Origin of the sequence: Roseinatronobacter alkalisoli (assembly GCF_028745735.1) — a bacterium.
GTDB classification, from domain to species: domain Bacteria; phylum Pseudomonadota; class Alphaproteobacteria; order Rhodobacterales; family Rhodobacteraceae; genus Roseinatronobacter; species Roseinatronobacter alkalisoli.
Genome location: NZ_JAQZSM010000006.1, coordinates 143,056 through 159,529, shown reverse-complemented (window position 1 = coordinate 159,529; position 16,474 = coordinate 143,056). Strand labels below are relative to the sequence as shown.

Below are 16,474 nucleotides of genomic sequence, written 5' to 3'. Positions count from 1 at the left end.
ACACAGAAAAGAGCGAACACATGCCCCAGCACCATGAACACCGCCACATGCCCTATACGGCGCAGCAGATATTCGATCTTGTGGCAGATGTGGCGCGTTATCCGGAATTTCTGCCCTGGACCGCAGCGGCCCGCATCCGGTCGCGTAAACCCATCGACGGCGGCGAAGAACTGGAGGCCGATCTGGTGATTTCCTTCAAGGTGTTCCGGGAACGATTCGCCAGCAGGGTCAAACTGTTCCCCGGAAAGGGCGAGATTGACACGGCCTATATTGATGGCCCGTTCAAACATATGCAGTCACGCTGGCAGGTGCGCGACAACCCGGCGGGCGGTTGCGTGGTGGATTTTCATGTCGATTTCGAATTCCGCAATCCGGTTCTGCAAAAGCTGATCGGCGTTGTTTTCGATCAGGCCATGCACCGTATCGTTGGCGCATTCGAAGCCCGCGCCAAAGCACTTTACGGCTGAGGGCGCGGCGCTTTTTCCAGCGCATCCAGCAGCATTGCCAGCGCATGGGCAACAGTGGCCTGCCGGACATGCGCGCGGCCCAGTGGCCCGAATTCGACTGTTTCTGTCCGCACGCCCTGCGCATCCGCCAGCCCGAAACAGACCCGCCCTTCGGGTTTGTACTCTGACCCGCCGGGGCCTGCGATGCCTGTGACCGCCACCGCCATTCCGGCATCCGAATGTGCCAGTGCGCCCCTCGCCATTTCCGCCGCCACCTGTTCGGACACCGCCCCGAATGTGTCCAGTGTCACGGCCTGAACCCCCAGCATTTGTTGCTTGGCCGCGTTGGAATAGGTGACAAACCCGCGATCCACGACATCCGATGACCCTGCGATGTCGGTCAGCGCGGCGATGATCATGCCGCCCGTGCAGCTTTCGGCAGTGGCAATCCTCACCTTGCGTGCGCGTGCGGCGTTCAGCACATGCTGCGCGCTGCTCATGCCATGAATACCCCATGCGCCAGCGCAGCCAGCACGATGACCACCAGCGCGGCGAATACGCCCGCGATCATGTCATCCAGCATCACCCCCAGCGGTGTGTGCATGCGGTCCGCCCAGCCCACAGGGCCGGGTTTCAGGATATCAAATGCGCGGAAGGCCACAAAGGCAACAATCCAACCTGGCCAGAGAGCGCTGATCGCCACCCCCTGCATCATCGCGCCCAGCGACACTGGCCACAGGGCCAGCCACATGCCTGCCACTTCATCGATCACAATCTCCGACGGGTCCGGGTCGTCCATGCCGCGTGTTTCCACGATGGTCACCCACCAGCCCAGAAAAAACACCAGCGCAGTGGCCAGCGCCAGCAGCCAGAATCCGCCAATGACATGCAGGCCCCAGGCCACCGGCAGTGCCGCCAATGTGCCCCATGTTCCGGGCGCGGGCCGCAACAGCCCCGCCCCGAAAAACACTGCGATCAGCCGTGTCATGCGCATGTTATTATCCTTTTCATCTTACCCCGAATACGCGCAGGGGGTGAATGGGCCGCAGGCCCGGAAGGGGGCAGAATGCCCCCTCAATCCGCCATCAGGCAGGCTGTTGCAAGGGCGGCAATCCCCTCTTCACGCCCGGTGAATCCCAGTTTTTCCGATGTGGTTGCCTTCACGCTGACGCGCGCGACATCAATACCCATGATATCAGCCAGCGCCTGACGCATGCGTTGCGTGTGGGGTCCGATCTTCGGGTATTCGCAAATCAGCGTCACATCGCAATTGCCGATCCTGAATCCGCGTTCCTGTGCCAGTTCCACGGCGTGGCGCAGGAAAATATGGCTGGCAGCACCTTTCCATTGGGGGTCACTGGGCGGAAAATGCTGTCCGATATCGCCTGCGCCAAGCGCACCATAGATGGCGTCCGTCAAGGCATGCATGCCGACATCGGCGTCCGAATGGCCCTGCAACCCGCGATCATGCGCCACCAGCACACCACAAAGCCAGCAGCCATCCCCCACCCCGAAGCGGTGCACGTCAAACCCGTTTCCCAGCCTGATATCCATGCGGTGTCCTGTCCTTTCACGTAATATGCGGGCCGCGCGGGTAAAATCCGCCGGATATGTCAGTTTCAGGTTATCCTCGCAGCCTTTGGTAATGGTGACATCATGGCCTGCCAGCCGCGCGATTTCCACATCATCGGCGGCGTCACCATCATGGTTGTGATGCGCTGCATGAACTAACCCGAAATCAAACCCTTGTGGGGTCTGCGCCCGGTACAGGCTCGCGCGGGGGACAAACCCGCTGACTGCCCCGTCCGTGCCCTGCCATAGTGCATCAGTGACCGGCAAGGCCGGTGCGGCAGCACCTGCGGTTTCCAGCGCGGCAAGAACATCATGGATGATCTTGGCGGAAACGAACGGCCGCGCGCCGTCATGAATCAGCACCTTCGCGGGTGGGTCCGGTGCCAGCGCATCCAGCGCGGCGCGCACTGACGCGCTGCGCGTTGTCCCGCCCGCAACAAGCTGAACATGCGACAGGTCCAGCGCCTGCGCGCGCGCAAAATCATCGGGATGTAGCACCAGAACCAGCCGTGACAGGCCCGCATCGCGCAGCGCGTCCAGCGTATGTGCCAGAACCGGGCGATTGCCCAGTATCTGCCATTGCTTGGGGGCTGCGCCGCCTGCGCGGGTGCCGCGTCCGGCCGCGACGATAATAGCTGCGATGTTGCGCATCGTTTTCCGCCTGTTGTTGGTGTTCGTGCTATAAGCGCAAGCAGGGGGTGCTGACAATCCGCGCGTTGGATGACACGGATTGCCTAAAATTCGGGCAATCGATGAAATTCGCGTCACGAATACGTGCTGTTGATTTGCGCTGTTTCATCCAATGGGTGTAAAGCGGCAGAAGAAGTTTAGGACAGCGCATGAAATCAGTCTTCATATCGGACCGGATCACGCTACAGGCCGCAGCAGGCGGGGCAGAAATCACGCCCCCGGTGCTGCTGGCACCTTTGGCGGGAATCACGGATCTGCCGTTTCGCCGCGTGGTGGCACGGTTCGGCGCGGGGCTTGTCGTGTCGGAAATGGTTGCAAGTCAGGAAATGGTGCAGGCCAAACCGTCGGCGCGTGCCCGCGCGCGCAGTGAACTGGGATTGGGCGAAGCGCGGACTGCGGTTCAGATCGCGGGGCGGGATGCACATTGGATGGCGCAGGCGGCGCGCATGGTGGCGGATGGCGGCGCTGAAGTAATCGACATCAATATGGGTTGTCCTGCCAAGAAAGTTGTGGGCGGCATGTCCGGCTCGGCGCTGATGCGCGAACCTGATCATGCGCTGCGTTTGATTGAAGCGGTGGTCGGCGCGGTATCGGTTCCGGTGACGCTGAAAACCCGTCTGGGCTGGGATGATGATTGCCTGAATGCCGCGCAACTGGTGCAGCGTGCCGCCGCTGCGGGGGTGCGCATGGTCACGATTCATGGGCGCACGCGCTGTCAGTTCTACAAGGGACAGGCGGATTGGCGCGCGATTGGCGATGTCGTGCGCGCCACACATATTCCGGTTATCGCCAATGGCGACATCATCTGCGCGGATACGGCTCGCACGGCATTGGCGCAATCGGGCGCGGCGGGTGTCATGGTCGGGCGCGGCGCGCAAGGCCAGCCCTGGGTTCTGGCGCAGATCGCAGCGGATCTGTTCGGCCAGCCCCAGCCGGATATTCCCACTGGTTCCGCGCTGGTTGATCTGGTTGCGGGGCATTACGAAGATATGCTGGCATTCTACGGCGCCGCCCTTGGCATGAAGGTCGCGCGCAAGCATCTGGGCTGGTACGCGCAGCAGGCGGGCGGGTGTCCGCAGTTGCGCCGCCGGGTCCAGACGGCAACGGATCCCGCTGTGGTTCTGGGCCTGTTGCCGGATGCGTTGGAACCGCTGCCGGAAATGGGGCAGGCCGCATGACACCGCCAGTCACAGGGGCCATATGGTCGGCACTTCCCTTGCCCGCGTTGATGGTCGGGTATGTAAAGGGGCAGGAAACGATCGTTGATTGCAACCCGTCTGCTGAACAGTTTCTTGGTCTGTCGCGGCGCGGGGTTCTGGACCGGGCGGTGGCGCAGCTAATCCAGATGGATGTGTCGCTGGACACAGCATTGGAACGGTGCCGGGCAAATCGCGCGCCGGTATTCATCAATGATGTGCATCTGACCATCGGCACCCGTACCCCGGTGCAGTGTTCGCTACAGCTTGCGCTGATCGGCGACAGACCGGATCTGGTTCTGGTGCTGATCAATCCGCGCGAAATTGCGGGCAAGCTGGGGCAGGCCGAAGGCATCCGCCAGTCCGCGCGTTCGGTCATCGGCATGTCGCAGATGCTGGCGCATGAAATCAAGAACCCCTTGGCCGGAATCGCAGGCGCGGCGCAGCTGTTGTCCATGAACCTGCGCCCCGAAGACCGCGAACTGACCGACCTGATTGTCGAAGAAACCCAGCGCATTGTGAAATTGCTTAATCAGGTCGAACAATTCGGCAACCAACGCCCGCCTGATTGCGGGCCTGTGAACATCCATGACGTTCTGGAACGCGCGCGCCGGTCGGCCGCAGTGGGGTTTGCGGCGCATATGCGTATTACCGACAGTTATGACCCGTCCCTGCCACCGGTCTGGGCGGACCCTGACCAGTTGTTGCAGGTTTTCCTGAACCTGCTGAAGAATGCAGCACAGGCCCAGCCGCAGGGCGGGCGCATCCGGATCAAGACCTATTTCGAACAATCGCTGCGCGTGCGCGGCGGCCATGGCGAGGAAGTGGCCCTTCCCATCCATATCGAGATCATAGACGACGGGCCGGGCCTGCCTGATGACATTGCCGATGACATTTTCGACCCTTTCGTATCCGGGCGCGAGAATGGCACTGGTCTGGGGCTTGCCTTGGTGTCCAAGATCATTTCGGCGCATACCGGCTGGATCAGTGTGGATAGCAAGCCCGGACGCACCGTCTTTCGAATTTCACTACCGCGTGCGCCGCACGCGTCAATCCTAACGGAGGTGTCCTGATGGACGGAACTGTCCTTGTTGCTGATGATGACCGAACAATCCGAACGGTTCTGACACAGGCGTTGACGCGCGCGGGCTGCAAGGTTCATGCGACCTCCAGCCTGACAACGCTTCTGCGCTGGGTCGAAGAGGGGCGTGGTGATCTGGTCATCACGGATGTGATGATGCCTGATGGCAACGGGATCGAGATGATCCCGAAAATCAGTCAGGAACGCCCTGACCTGCCGGTTATCGTGATTTCGGCGCAAAACACCATCATGACCGCCATTCAGGCGAATGAAGTGGACGCACATGATTACCTGCCCAAACCCTTTGACCTGCCGGAATTGCTGAAACGCGCCGGGGCCGCGATGAAGAATCGCAAGCTGATGTCATCAACCGAAGTGGTCAATCGTCCGGCCGCCGCAACCCCGCGCGGCGATGTCCTGAGCATGGAAGGGCTGCCGCTTGTCGGGCGCACGCCAGTCATGCAGGAATTGTACCGCCTGATTGCGCGGGTCATTAATTCGGCGATGCCGGTACTGATTACCGGTGAATCAGGGACGGGAAAATCCCTGATCGCGCGCACGTTGCATGACTTGTCCGACCGGCGCGGCCAGCCGTTCATCAGCGCCACATCCGAAGATTTCCGTTCGCCCGACGGGGCGCAGACATTGCTGTCACGGGTGCGCGGCGGAACATTGCTGTTTGATGAACTGGGCAGCTATGACGACGAAGCGCAACTGCGCGCCGCGCGCGTGCTGGATATGGTGCAGGATGACGGACCGCGCATCATGGCAACGGCCCAGTCGAACCTTGCCAAGGCGTTGGCTGAAGGCAAGCTGCGCGAAGACCTGTATTACCGTCTGGGTGGGGTCACGCTGAATGTACCTGCCTTGCGCGAACGCATCGATGATCTGGAATCCTTGGCGCAGCATTTCCTGGGGCAGGCCGCAGATGACGGGGCCATCCAGCGCAAACTGTCACCAGAGGCGCTGGACCTGGTGCGCGCCTATTCCTGGCCCGGCAATGTGCGGCAGCTGCAGAACACCCTGCGTCGGCTGACGCTGACCGGGGTGGATTCCGTCATTTCGCGTGCAGAAATGGAATCAGCGTTGAAAAGCCAGCCCAGTGCGGCCGCCATCGGCGCGAATTTCAGCGGTGAAACCCTGTCGGAAGCTGTGGCGCGGCACCTTCGGCGTTATTTCGACCTGCATGGGCAGGATCTGCCACCACCTGGGTTGCATGCCCGCATTCTGCGCGAAATTGAAACACCCCTGATTGAGATTTCGCTGGATGCAACCGGGGGCAATCAGGCCCGTTGTGCGGACTTGCTGGGGATCAATCGCAATACATTGCGTAAAAAGATCACTGAACTGGAAATCGAGGTGTCGCGCAGGCGCAAGCTGGCCTGAACAGCACAGCGTCAAAGGGTTGCACAGGCATTCTGCCTGTTGCGGATGTTTGATGTAGAATTACCACAGTGCATGTGGCATTCTGGCCGCAACAGCGATAGGCTGAAAAACGGGTTGTACCAAAAGCGACCTGAATGGCGGTGGTAGGGTGTCTTGTCAGAACTAAGTCTGAAGCGCAAAGCAGGGCTGGGGCGGCGCATCTCCCCTGTATGGGAACAGCGGTTTTCCGGGGCGGCACCAGTTTTGCTGATCCTGCTTGGCCCCGCTTTGGTATTACTGACGCTGCTGGCACTTGGCCCGCTTAGCGAAACTGTCGAATCGCGCGGGCTGTTTCTGATTCTGCTGGCGGATCTGGTCTATATCCTGATCGCGGCTGGCCTTGTTGCTGTGCGCGTAGCGCGACTGGTGGCCGCGCGCCGGTCAGATTCCGCCGGGTCAAAACTACATCTGCGCCTGTCTACGTTATTTGCCACCATCGCCCTGGTACCGACAATCACAGTGGCGGTTTTTGCCGCGCTGACCGTGAATGTCGGTCTGGAAGGGTGGTTTTCTGACCGCGTGCAGCGGGTCGTTGGCGCATCGCTTGCGGCTGCGGAAGCCTATCAGTTCGAACAGGAACGCGATCTGCGTGTTGATACCCGCGAACTGGCCGAATACCTGGAAACCGCACGTCGCCTGTTCCCCTTCATGGACGAAGGTGATCTGCGCAATCTTCTGTCAGAGGGGCAGGCGGGTATCCAGCGCGGTTTGCGCGTGGCTTTTGTCGTGGATGGCACGGGCGAATTACGCTCGCGCGGCGAGCGGTCATACAGGTTCAACTTTACCCCGCCGGATTCAGACGCGATCAGTGCGGCACATGATCAGATAGTTGTGATTAAAGATTGGCAAAATAACGAGTTCCGCGCGATTGTTGCATTGCAGAATTATGTTGACCGCTATCTGTATGTCGCCCGCGAAGTGGATGGGGAAATCCTGTCCCTTCTGGATGAAACGCGCGAAACTGTGGCGTTGTATCAACAGCTGGAACAGGAACGCGGGCAGTTATTGTTCCAGTTTGCAGCGCTTTACCTGGGCTTTGCGCTGATCCTTATTCTGGCGGCGGTATGGTTGGGCCTGTCATTCGCTGAACGTCTGGCACGCCCTGTCGGGCGGCTGGCCGAAGCGGCGCAACGCGTGGGTGCGGGTGATTTTGACGTGCAGGTCAAACTGGCGCGCGGCGATGATGAAATTACCCTGCTGGGGCGGGTGTTCAACCAGATGACAACGCAGTTGAAAGGCCAGCATGAAACACTGGTGGAAAACAACCGCCAGATCGAAGCGCGCAGGCGGCTGTTTGATTCCGTTCTCGGGTCAGTGACCGCAGGCGTTATCGGGCTGGATGCGCAGGGGCGGCTGGAATTCATCAACAAGGCCGGGCAGACCCTGATAGAGTTGGATGCCGACGCGGCGCATGATCGTGTCCTTGTTGATGTAGTGCCTGAATTCGCCCCGTTGCTGGCGCGTTTGCAAAACGGTCAGGTTGCGCTGGGCCGCGTGCAGGAAGAATTGCGGCTGTCGCGCTCGGGCCGGCTGGAAACATTGCTGGTGCGGGTTGCCGAACGGCGGCGCAGCGACGGGCATCTGGAAGGCTATGTTGTGGCATTTGACGATGTCAGCGATCTGGTAAGCGCGCAGCGCATGGCCGCATGGGGGGATGTGGCAAGGCGGATTGCGCATGAAATCAAGAACCCGCTTACGCCCATCCAGCTTTCATCTGAACGTATTGACCGCAAATTCTCGCGTAAGCTGAACGCCGAGGATGCCGAAAGCCTGTCGCAACTGACATCGGTGATTGTGCGCCAGACCAATGACCTGCGCCGGATCGTGGATGAATTTTCGCGTTTCGCACGTATGCCGGAACCCGACCGCCGCGCGCATGATCTGGTGGCAATTCTGCGCGATTGCGTGTTGTTGCAGGAAAACGGTCAGCCGGATGTGCGTTTCGTCACTGACCTGCCCGATGCCCCGCTGGTGGTCGAGGTGGATGACACCATGATGGCACAGGCGCTGACAAACCTGATCAAGAATGCCGGTGAAGCAACCCAGTCCCGGCGCGAAGCCCACCCATCGGACGGGTATGTGCCGGAAATCCGCATCACCCTAGCAACCAGTGACAGTGGCCTGCAGGTCACGATTTCTGACAACGGTATCGGCCTGCCCGAAGACCGTGCGCGGCTGTTCGAACCCTATGTGACCACCCGCGCCGAAGGCACCGGCCTTGGGCTGTCGATCGTGCGCAAGATCATCGAAGAACATGGCGGCGCTTTGCGGCTGGAAGATGCGCCGGTGTTTGACGGCTGCAGTCACCGGGGCGCAATGGCTGTCATCACCTTGCCGTTATTGTCATCGGCGGGGCAGGAAATTATCAGTAGTGACACAGAAAACAAGGAATTGAGGGCATGAGTGACATCCTGATTGTCGATGACGAACGCGACATCCGCGAATTGATATCGGACATTCTGAAGGATGAAGGCTATGTTACGCGCCTGGCCGCGAATTCGGATCAGGCCATGGCCGAAGTCAACGCAAAAGCGCCTGCGCTGATCATTCTGGACATCTGGCTGAAGGACAGCAAGATGGACGGGATCGACATTCTGATGAAGGTCAAACGCTCCAATCCTGATATTCCCATCGTCATTATTTCCGGCCATGGCAATGTCGAGATTGCCGTCGCGGCCATCAAGCAGGGCGCCTATGATTTCATTGAAAAGCCGTTCAACATCGACAAGCTGATGGTGGTCATCAACCGCGCTATGGAGGCATCGCGGCTGCGGCGCGAAAATCAGGATCTGCGCAGGCGTGACAATCATTCATCGGAACTGATCGGCGAAAGTCATGCGTTCCGCAACCTGTGCGCACAACTGGAAAAAGTGACCCATTCCAACGCGCGGATTATGTTTACCGGCCCTGCGGGCAGTGGCAAGGAAGCTGCGGCGCGCTTTGTTCATGAAAACTCTGACCGGGCGTCGCGTCCTTTTGTGTGCGTGTCCTCTGCGGCTATTGAACCGGAGCGCATGGAAGAAGTGTTGTTCGGCCGCGAAAGCGCGGATCGCGGCGTGGAACCCGGCTTGCTGGAACAGGCCCATGGCGGCGTGGTGTTTTTTGACGAAGTGGCCGATATGCCGCTTGGTACCCAGTCCAAGATACTGCGCGTGCTGGTTGACCAGCAATTCATGCGTCTGGGCGGTGCCGACAAGGTGCGCGTCGATATGCGCGTGATGAGTGCGACCACCCATGACCTTGCTGCGCTGATCCGCGAAGGGCTGTTCCGTCAGGAATTGCTGGACCGGCTGAGCGTGGTGCCGGTGCGCGTTCCCGGCCTTGATGAACGCCGCGAGGATATTCCGTTGCTGGCCAGCTATTTCATCGACATGCTGCACAAATCGCAGGGGCTGCCCCGGCGTATCCTGCAGGATGCCGCGCAGGCGCATTTGCAGACCATGCACTGGCCCGGCAATATCCGGCAATTGCGCAATGTCGTCGAACGGGCGCTGATCCTTGGCGATGCGTCTGCGCCCATCGGTCTGGCAGATCTGCAAAATGACACGCACGCCCCGTCGGCGGGTTCCGATGATACCGCGAAAATCATCCTGTCGGGTGCGTTGACGACATTGCCGTTGCGGGATGCCCGTGAATTGTTCGAACGCGAATATCTGCTGTCCCAGATTCACCGTTTTGGCGGCAACATCAGCCGCACCGCAAGTTTCGTGGGGATGGAACGATCCGCGCTGCACCGCAAGCTGAAATCGCTGGGCGTCAGCACGGCGAAAAACGCGGGCTAGGTGGGGCGTGCCCATCCATTGTGGGCACGTCAACTTCGCTTGCATGCGGGCATCAAGGCTGACAGAAGACGCGGAAGCCGCCCATCTGGCGCGGTTGCATCGATAAAGGAGCGCGCGCGCCATGAAAGTGATCGTATGTGGTGCCGGTCAGGTTGGCTGGCAGATTGCCCGCCACCTTTCGCGTGAAAACAACGACGTTACCATCGTTGACAACAATCCCGCCCTTGTTCAGCGCGCCACCGACACGCTGGATGTGCAGGGGGTGCTCGGGTTCGCCAGCCATCCCGATGTTCTGGATAAGGCCGGTGCGGCGGATGCGGATATGGTGATTGCCGCGACCTATTCGGATGAGGTCAACATGGTCACCTGTCAGGTGTCGCATTCGGTGTTTGGTGTCACCCGCAAAATTGCGCGTCTGCGTCAGCAAACCTATCTGGAACGCCAGTATGCAGGGCTGTTCCGGCGTGAACATATGCCCATTGATGTCATAATCAGCCCTGAACGCGAAGTGTCGCTTGCTGCGCTGAAGCGGGTTGCCTATCCCGGTGCCTTCGATGTGCATGAATATTTCGATGGCAAGGCGCTGTTGGTAGGAATGACCTTGCAGGCGGAATGTTCGGTGCTGAACACGCCGCTGCGGCAATTGTCCGAACTGTTTCCGACGCTGCGGGTCATGGTGGCCGGTGTGCGGCGCGGAAAGCGGCTTTTTGCGCCTGAACCCGAAGACCAGTTATTCGAAGGTGACCAGATCTATGTCCTGACCGATGCGCGTGATGTCAGTCGCTGTTTTGAAGTATTCGGCAAGACACAGGCCCGTCAGGAGCGGGTTCTGGTCATTGGCGGTGGCAATGTCGGGTTAAGCGTGGCCAGCATGCTGGAAGCGCAGCCTGAACGTGTGCGCGTCAAGGTTATCGAACGCGACAGAGGTCGCGCGGAAATCGCCGCCGACAAGCTGGAACGCTCGATCGTGCTGCATGGTGACGGGCTGGACGCGGAACTGCTGAATGAGGCAGGCATTACCAAGACCGATGCCGTTCTGGTCCTGACCGATGACGACAAGACCAACCTGCTGGCGGCGGTGCGCGCGCAGTCGCTTGGCGGGAAAATGTCCATCGCGCTGATCAACGATCCCAGCCTTGTGCCGCTGGCCGATGCATTAGGGGTGGATGCCTATATCAACCCGCGCGCGCTGACGGTCAGTTCCATATTGCGCCATGTCCGACATGGGCGCGTCCGGTCGGTCTATATGGTCGGTGACCGCGAGGCCGAGGTGATAGAAGCGCAGGTTCTGGGCACGTCGCAACTGGCAGACCGCGCGGTGCGTGACATCCAGTTCCCGGAAGGCGCGCTTCTGATCGGGGCATTGCGCAAGGGGGAATTCCTGAAGCCGACAGGCAGCATGATCCTGCGCGAAGGGGATCTGGTGGTTATCTTCTCGCTGACGGAAGATGTGCCCAAGGTGGATGAACTGCTACAGGTCGCTGTTGAGTTCTTCTGATGAAGAGACGGATCGAAATGATCATAAAATTATTTTATAGCAATATGCTATCACCCGTTCTTAAGGTTCCCTTGTCGTTTGCAAGGGGGCGCTGATGGCGCAGCGGTCGCGCGGCACGGTCATCTTGCTGGTTCTCGTTGCGGTGACGGCCGTGGCGATGATTGTTCCCGCTGCCGTGGGTTTTACTCTGCGCGAACATGAAAGTGCGCGCGCGTTCTTGTACTCGGCCTTCCTGCTGGCCAGTTTCACGGCCCTGATTTACCTGGCGAACAAGTCGCGCAAACCGCGCGAGAGGCTTATTTCGCATCCGTTTTTTGTGTTGTCGGCGGCTTATGTCCTGCTGCCGGTTCTGATGAGCATTCCCCTGACAGAAGCGGTGCCGGGATTACGGTTTGCGGATGCGTGGTTTGAAATGCTGTCAAGTTTCACCACCACGGGGGCGACCTTGCTGGACAATCCAGTGCCGCGCAGCGTGCATCTGTGGCGCGCGATTGTGGGCTGGCTTGGGGGCTTGTTCGTTCTTGTCTATGTCATTGCCATTCTGGCGCCCATGAATATGGGCGGGTTCGAAGTGCTGGCCGTGCGCAATGAAAGGCAGACGGCAGGACCGGCGCTAAGCAAGCAGCTTCTGTCCGAAGACAACAACGCGGCTGCACCCGATGCCACGCTACAGCGGTTGCGGCTACAGGTCGGACTGATTGCGCCACTTTATGCAGGACTGACGCTGTTGCTATGGGTGGCGCTGTCGATCGCCGGTAACCCGCCGCTGGTCGCGCTGATCCTGGCAATGTCGGCGCTGTCCACCTCTGGTATTGTGCCGGGGCCGGGATGGGACGTTGCGGCCCTGACCTTTTCAAGCGAGTTCCTGTTGCTGGTGTTTCTGGTGCTGGGGTTAAGCCGTACATTCTGGCTGGCTGGCGCGCGCGGGCATGGGGCGCGGTTGAACTGGCGGCAGATAGAGCTGACATTCGCCGGGGTGTTGCTGGCCGGTCTGTGCGGGCTGTTCGTGCTGGGGTTCGCATTCGGTGATGACGGCAACAGCCTGAACCGGTTTCTGCGGGAATTATGGAGCGTGGTTTTCAATGGTCTGTCATTCCTGACCACAACCGGATTCATCAGCAGCGCAACAGACCTGCGGAGTGGCTTTTTTGCCGGGCCTGCGGGGATTGTTCTGCTGGGGCTTGCCCTGATCGGGGGCGGCGTTGCGACCACGGCGGGGGGGCTGAAACTGATGCGTATTTTTGCGCTGATGTGGCAGGCCAAATATGAACTGCAACATCTGGTGCATCCCGCAGCTGTTGGCGGTGACGGGGCACATATGCGGGGGCTGCGCACCGAGGGGGCATTTTCGGCCTGGTTGTTTCTGCTGATCTTCATTCTGGGGCTGGGGCTTGTGATGGCCGCCCTCAGCATTCTGGGCAGCACTATGGAAGATGCGCTGAGCTATGCTGTCGCTGCACTGACAACGACCGGGCCGCTTGTGCAGATCGCGGGGTCGGTGCCGCTTACCTGGACTGAGCTTGGTGATGCGCAAAGGGCGGTTCTGGGGGCCGGGATGCTGCTGGGTCGGCTGGAATTTCTGCTGTTGTTGTCGGTACTTTGGCCCCGATCGTGACTATTCCTGCCGGACGGGCAACGGGAATACCCTGCATGAATGAAATAAATTGCTTCAAACCCCGTTTTGTCGCGCAACGGGTCTGGAACTTTTCTGTCTGGCGTTTCATACTGCGTCAATAGGGAGATGAGGCACTCTGCGTAAAGCAACAAGCCCAGACAAAAAGGCAGACGCATGGCCAATGATAAGCAAAACCTGCAAGATGCATTTCTGAACCATGTTCGCAAGAACAAGGTTCCTGTAACTGTTTTCCTGATCAACGGTGTCAAGCTGCAAGGCGTTATCACATGGTTTGACAATTTCTGCGTGTTGTTGCGCCGTGATGGTCAAAGCCAGCTTGTGTACAAGCATGCGATTTCCACAATAATGCCGGGCCAGCCGATTTCTCTTTATGAAGGTGAAGGCTGATCTCACGCACCCCTGTTGACGTTTCTGATCTTGGTGGCGAGGGGGGCACGCGCCCGACCCGCGCTTATGTGCTGCATCCTGATATCAGGTCAGTGGATCGCGGCCGCCTTCCTGAACATGCATTGGCGGAAGCCCAAGCGCTGGCGCATGCGCTGCCCGGACTGGAAGTTGTGGGGGCAGAAGTTGTGCGCCTGCCAAAGGCCCATCCCGGCCTGCTGTTCGGCACCGGCAAGGTTGACGAACTTGGCACCCGCATAGGTGATCTGGATGTGGATCTGGTGCTGATTGACGGGCCGGTAAGCCCCGTGCAACAGCGCAATCTGGAACGCGCCTGGGATGTCAAGCTTCTGGACCGCACTGGTCTGATCCTTGAAATCTTTGCTGACCGTGCGCGTACCCGCGAAGGTGTGCTGCAAGTGGATCTGGCGGCGCTGAGTTACCAGCGCACGCGGCTTGTGCGGGCCTGGACACACCTTGAACGGCAGCGCGGCGGGCTTGGGTTCGTGGGCGGTCCGGGCGAAACGCAGATAGAAGCTGACCGCCGCGCCATTGACGAACAGATGGTGCGGCTGCGTCGGCAATTGTCAAAAGTCGCCAAGACCCGTGATCTGCACCGCGCTGCACGCAAGAAAGTGCCTTTTCCGGTTGTGGCGCTTGTGGGCTATACCAATGCTGGTAAATCCACCCTGTTCAACCGACTGACGGGCGCCGACGTGCTGGCGCAGGATATGCTGTTTGCCACGCTTGACCCGACAATGCGTGCAGTCACGCTGCCCACCGGCAAACAGGTAATCCTGTCGGATACAGTGGGTTTCATCTCGGATCTGCCAACGCAACTGGTCGCGGCCTTCCGTGCCACGCTGGAAGAGGTGCTGGAAGCGGACCTTATCGTGCATGTGCGCGATATTGCGCATTCGGAAACCGAATCGCAGGCGCAGAATGTACGCTCCATTCTGGCGGAGCTGGGCGTTCGCGATGAAACGCCGCTGATCGAGCTGTGGAACAAGGCCGATTTGCTGGATGAAGAAGGTGCCGAATCTGTCAGCCGTCGTGCCGAACGTGCAGAGGGGGTGTTTCTGGCGTCATCTGTGACAGGGCAGGGGCTGGATGCGTTCTTTGACGCCGCCACGATGGTGCTGGATGATGTGCGCCATCATGAAACATTCACGCTTGGTTTCGGTCAGGGCCGCGCGCGCGCATGGCTGTTTGAACAGGGCATCGTGGAAAGCGAATCGCAGACAGATGAAGGATTCGTCCTTCAGGTTTTCTGGACTGATCGCCAGAAACGGAACTTCCGCGATTTGCGCGCCAAAGAGTCTGGTTCGTAAAAATTGTGAAAATTCAGAGAATTACAACCTATTGGTGTGTATTTGCGGCCAGATTAAGGCGACATTAACCAATTGTGGCGGGTCTGCCTTAATTGGTTAATTTTCCGCCATAATGCTTCCTAAGCCTGACCATAGTTAACGGCGATACCTGCATCATAAGTTTTCGCAAGGTGCCGCCATGAGCTTCCATCGCCAGATCATCGCAGATACACAGATTGTCCCTGAAGCGGGTGCAGTGTTGCATGTTCAGAAACGGGCGCTCTGCGGGCAGGCGGATGATCGCTTTGAAACCGTTTTCAACCTGATCCGTCAGACTACAGGTGCCACGCATATCAGCGCGCAATTCACTGGCGATGCTCCCCAGCCGGTACTGGCGGGGCAGGAATGCATCGAAGCGCCGCTGCTGCAAAATGCACAGCGTATCGGGACATTGCGCGCCTATGCACCGGCATTCGCACCCACCGCAGCCAGCATTCTGAACAGTTTCGCTGCGCTTATCGTGGAACAGGCTGCATTATGGACCGAAGCGCACCGCGACGCGCTGACCGGGGCGATGACGCGCCGCGCCTTTGCCGATGATCTGACGCGCGCGGTTGCGGCATGTCGCCGCAACGGCAGTGACTACAGCCTGATCATGTTCGATCTGGATGAATTCAAGGCGATCAACGACAATTTCGGCCACGTGGCCGGTGATGCGGTTCTGCGCGCCGTCGGCCATGCTGTTCAGGCGGAACTGCGTCTGGAAGACCGGTTCGGACGTCTGGGCGGCGAAGAATTTGGCGTTCTGGTCGCCGCCGGGGCTGATGCAGCCCTGGAAATTGCTGAACGGTTGCGTGTGGTTATCGCACGATCCGTTGCGCCGACATTCCCTGAAATCAACTTCACGGCCAGCCTTGGTGTTGCGACCTGCGAAATCGGTATCGACACTGTCGATGCACTGATGGCACGGGCGGATGCGCAGCTTTACGCCGCAAAAGCATCCGGGCGCAACATTGTCTGCGCACCCAGCATGGCCGCGCAGAAACGGGTTGTGAACTGACCACTCCGTAGGCGTGACCGGAAAACCTGACAGGAAATTTCAGGCTTTTCCAATTTGGGGCTTTGATTGCCCGCTGCTAATCCATAAATGGAAGCTGTAGACACGCGCAGCCATGCTGTTACCATGGCCGGAGGGAGATTATCATGCTGAACAACATAGGCCCCGCAGGCTTCATTATCATCGCGGTTGTCGTTCTGGTCCTGTTCGGGCGCGGCAAGGTCAGTGCTCTGATGGGTGAGGTGGGCAAAGGGATCACCTCGTTCCGGAAGGGGCTGAAGGATGGTTCCGAAGAACTTGAAAACAAATCTGACGACGCCACCAAGACCGCCCGCGACGTGACCCCCGAAACCGAGCACGAAAAAGACAAGGCCTGATACGCGCAGACAGGATGGCG

At 59.4% G+C, this 16,474-nt stretch carries 15 protein-coding genes; 12 read left to right on the top strand and 3 right to left on the bottom strand.

Features of this window, described 5'->3' with window-relative positions:
• The first annotated feature begins 20 nt into the window (after positions 1-20).
• Entirely contained in the window at positions 21-467 is a 447-nt protein-coding gene (locus PUT78_RS09055) for a type II toxin-antitoxin system RatA family toxin (protein ID WP_274351927.1), read from the top strand.
• Here the strand turns inward: PUT78_RS09055 and PUT78_RS09050 are convergent.
• From PUT78_RS09050 to PUT78_RS09040, 3 genes are all read right to left on the bottom strand, one after another.
• Positions 458-946, bottom strand: coding sequence for a CinA family protein (locus PUT78_RS09050; RefSeq protein ID WP_274351926.1), 489 nt, complete (start codon positions 944-946; stop codon positions 458-460). The genes PUT78_RS09055 and PUT78_RS09050 overlap by 10 nt on opposite strands.
• Complete coding sequence (locus PUT78_RS09045) at positions 943-1,440, bottom strand: phosphatidylglycerophosphatase A family protein (RefSeq protein ID WP_274351925.1); 498 nt, start codon at positions 1,438-1,440, stop codon at positions 943-945. Before PUT78_RS09045 ends, PUT78_RS09050 begins: the two co-directional genes overlap by 4 nt.
• Before the next feature lie 80 nt (positions 1,441-1,520).
• Positions 1,521-2,669, bottom strand: a complete 1,149-nt coding sequence (locus PUT78_RS09040) for a bifunctional 2-C-methyl-D-erythritol 4-phosphate cytidylyltransferase/2-C-methyl-D-erythritol 2,4-cyclodiphosphate synthase (protein WP_274351924.1) — start codon at positions 2,667-2,669, stop codon at positions 1,521-1,523.
• A gap of 188 nt (positions 2,670-2,857) precedes the next feature.
• Between PUT78_RS09040 and dusB the strand changes: the two genes are divergently transcribed.
• The 11 genes from dusB (at position 2,858) to PUT78_RS08985 (ending at position 16,454) form a co-directional block, all read left to right on the top strand.
• Entirely contained in the window at positions 2,858-3,886 is a 1,029-nt protein-coding gene (gene dusB, locus PUT78_RS09035; RefSeq protein WP_274351923.1) for a tRNA dihydrouridine synthase DusB, read from the top strand.
• Positions 3,883-4,977 carry a two-component system sensor histidine kinase NtrB gene (locus tag PUT78_RS09030; protein ID WP_274351922.1) on the top strand — a complete coding sequence of 365 codons (1,095 nt, stop codon included), beginning with the start codon at positions 3,883-3,885 and terminating at the stop codon, positions 4,975-4,977. The genes dusB and PUT78_RS09030 overlap by 4 nt, the downstream gene beginning before the upstream one ends.
• Positions 4,977-6,371 carry a response regulator gene (locus tag PUT78_RS09025; RefSeq protein WP_274351921.1) on the top strand — a complete coding sequence of 465 codons (1,395 nt, stop codon included), beginning with the start codon at positions 4,977-4,979 and terminating at the stop codon, positions 6,369-6,371. Before PUT78_RS09030 ends, PUT78_RS09025 begins: the two co-directional genes overlap by 1 nt.
• 186 nt (positions 6,372-6,557) lie before the next feature.
• Positions 6,558-8,813: a sensor histidine kinase NtrY-like gene (locus PUT78_RS09020; RefSeq protein ID WP_274351993.1), complete on the top strand. Its 2,256-nt coding sequence runs from the start codon at positions 6,558-6,560 to the stop codon at positions 8,811-8,813.
• On the top strand, positions 8,810-10,192 hold the full coding sequence (gene ntrX, locus PUT78_RS09015; protein ID WP_274351920.1) for a nitrogen assimilation response regulator NtrX: 1,383 nt from the start codon (positions 8,810-8,812) through the stop codon (positions 10,190-10,192). The genes PUT78_RS09020 and ntrX overlap by 4 nt, the downstream gene beginning before the upstream one ends.
• A gap of 121 nt (positions 10,193-10,313) precedes the next feature.
• On the top strand, positions 10,314-11,690 hold the full coding sequence (gene trkA / locus PUT78_RS09010) for a Trk system potassium transporter TrkA (RefSeq protein ID WP_274351919.1): 1,377 nt from the start codon (positions 10,314-10,316) through the stop codon (positions 11,688-11,690).
• A 94-nt stretch (positions 11,691-11,784) separates the two neighbouring features.
• Positions 11,785-13,305 (top strand): potassium transporter TrkG, encoded by a 1,521-nt coding sequence (locus PUT78_RS09005; RefSeq protein ID WP_274351918.1) that lies wholly within the window; start codon positions 11,785-11,787, stop codon positions 13,303-13,305.
• A 174-nt stretch (positions 13,306-13,479) separates the two neighbouring features.
• The gene (gene hfq / locus PUT78_RS09000; RefSeq protein WP_142080093.1) at positions 13,480-13,713 is read left to right on the top strand and encodes an RNA chaperone Hfq; all 234 of its coding nucleotides are present in this window, start codon (positions 13,480-13,482) and stop codon (positions 13,711-13,713) included.
• Entirely contained in the window at positions 13,713-15,041 is a 1,329-nt protein-coding gene (gene hflX, locus PUT78_RS08995) for a GTPase HflX (protein ID WP_274351992.1), read from the top strand. The genes hfq and hflX overlap by 1 nt, the downstream gene beginning before the upstream one ends.
• A 178-nt stretch (positions 15,042-15,219) precedes the next feature.
• Positions 15,220-16,080: a GGDEF domain-containing protein gene (locus PUT78_RS08990; protein WP_274351917.1), complete on the top strand. Its 861-nt coding sequence runs from the start codon at positions 15,220-15,222 to the stop codon at positions 16,078-16,080.
• 143 nt (positions 16,081-16,223) lie between these two features.
• Positions 16,224-16,454 carry a twin-arginine translocase TatA/TatE family subunit gene (locus PUT78_RS08985; RefSeq protein ID WP_274351916.1) on the top strand — a complete coding sequence of 77 codons (231 nt, stop codon included), beginning with the start codon at positions 16,224-16,226 and terminating at the stop codon, positions 16,452-16,454.
• Positions 16,455-16,474 lie beyond the last annotated feature (20 nt).

Coding starts and splice junctions, on each gene's coding strand:
- PUT78_RS09055 (WP_274351927.1), top strand. CDS start 21: ATGCCCCAGCACCATGAACACCGCCACATGCCCTATACGGCGCAGCAG.
- PUT78_RS09050 (WP_274351926.1), bottom strand. CDS start 946: ATGAGCAGCGCGCAGCATGTGCTGAACGCCGCACGCGCACGCAAGGTG.
- PUT78_RS09045 (WP_274351925.1), bottom strand. CDS start 1,440: ATGCGCATGACACGGCTGATCGCAGTGTTTTTCGGGGCGGGGCTGTTG.
- PUT78_RS09040 (WP_274351924.1), bottom strand. CDS start 2,669: ATGCGCAACATCGCAGCTATTATCGTCGCGGCCGGACGCGGCACCCGC.
- dusB (WP_274351923.1), top strand. CDS start 2,858: ATGAAATCAGTCTTCATATCGGACCGGATCACGCTACAGGCCGCAGCA.
- PUT78_RS09030 (WP_274351922.1), top strand. CDS start 3,883: ATGACACCGCCAGTCACAGGGGCCATATGGTCGGCACTTCCCTTGCCC.
- PUT78_RS09025 (WP_274351921.1), top strand. CDS start 4,977: ATGGACGGAACTGTCCTTGTTGCTGATGATGACCGAACAATCCGAACG.
- ntrX (WP_274351920.1), top strand. CDS start 8,810: ATGAGTGACATCCTGATTGTCGATGACGAACGCGACATCCGCGAATTG.
- trkA (WP_274351919.1), top strand. CDS start 10,314: ATGAAAGTGATCGTATGTGGTGCCGGTCAGGTTGGCTGGCAGATTGCC.
- PUT78_RS09005 (WP_274351918.1), top strand. CDS start 11,785: ATGGCGCAGCGGTCGCGCGGCACGGTCATCTTGCTGGTTCTCGTTGCG.
- hfq (WP_142080093.1), top strand. CDS start 13,480: ATGGCCAATGATAAGCAAAACCTGCAAGATGCATTTCTGAACCATGTT.
- PUT78_RS08990 (WP_274351917.1), top strand. CDS start 15,220: ATGAGCTTCCATCGCCAGATCATCGCAGATACACAGATTGTCCCTGAA.
- PUT78_RS08985 (WP_274351916.1), top strand. CDS start 16,224: ATGCTGAACAACATAGGCCCCGCAGGCTTCATTATCATCGCGGTTGTC.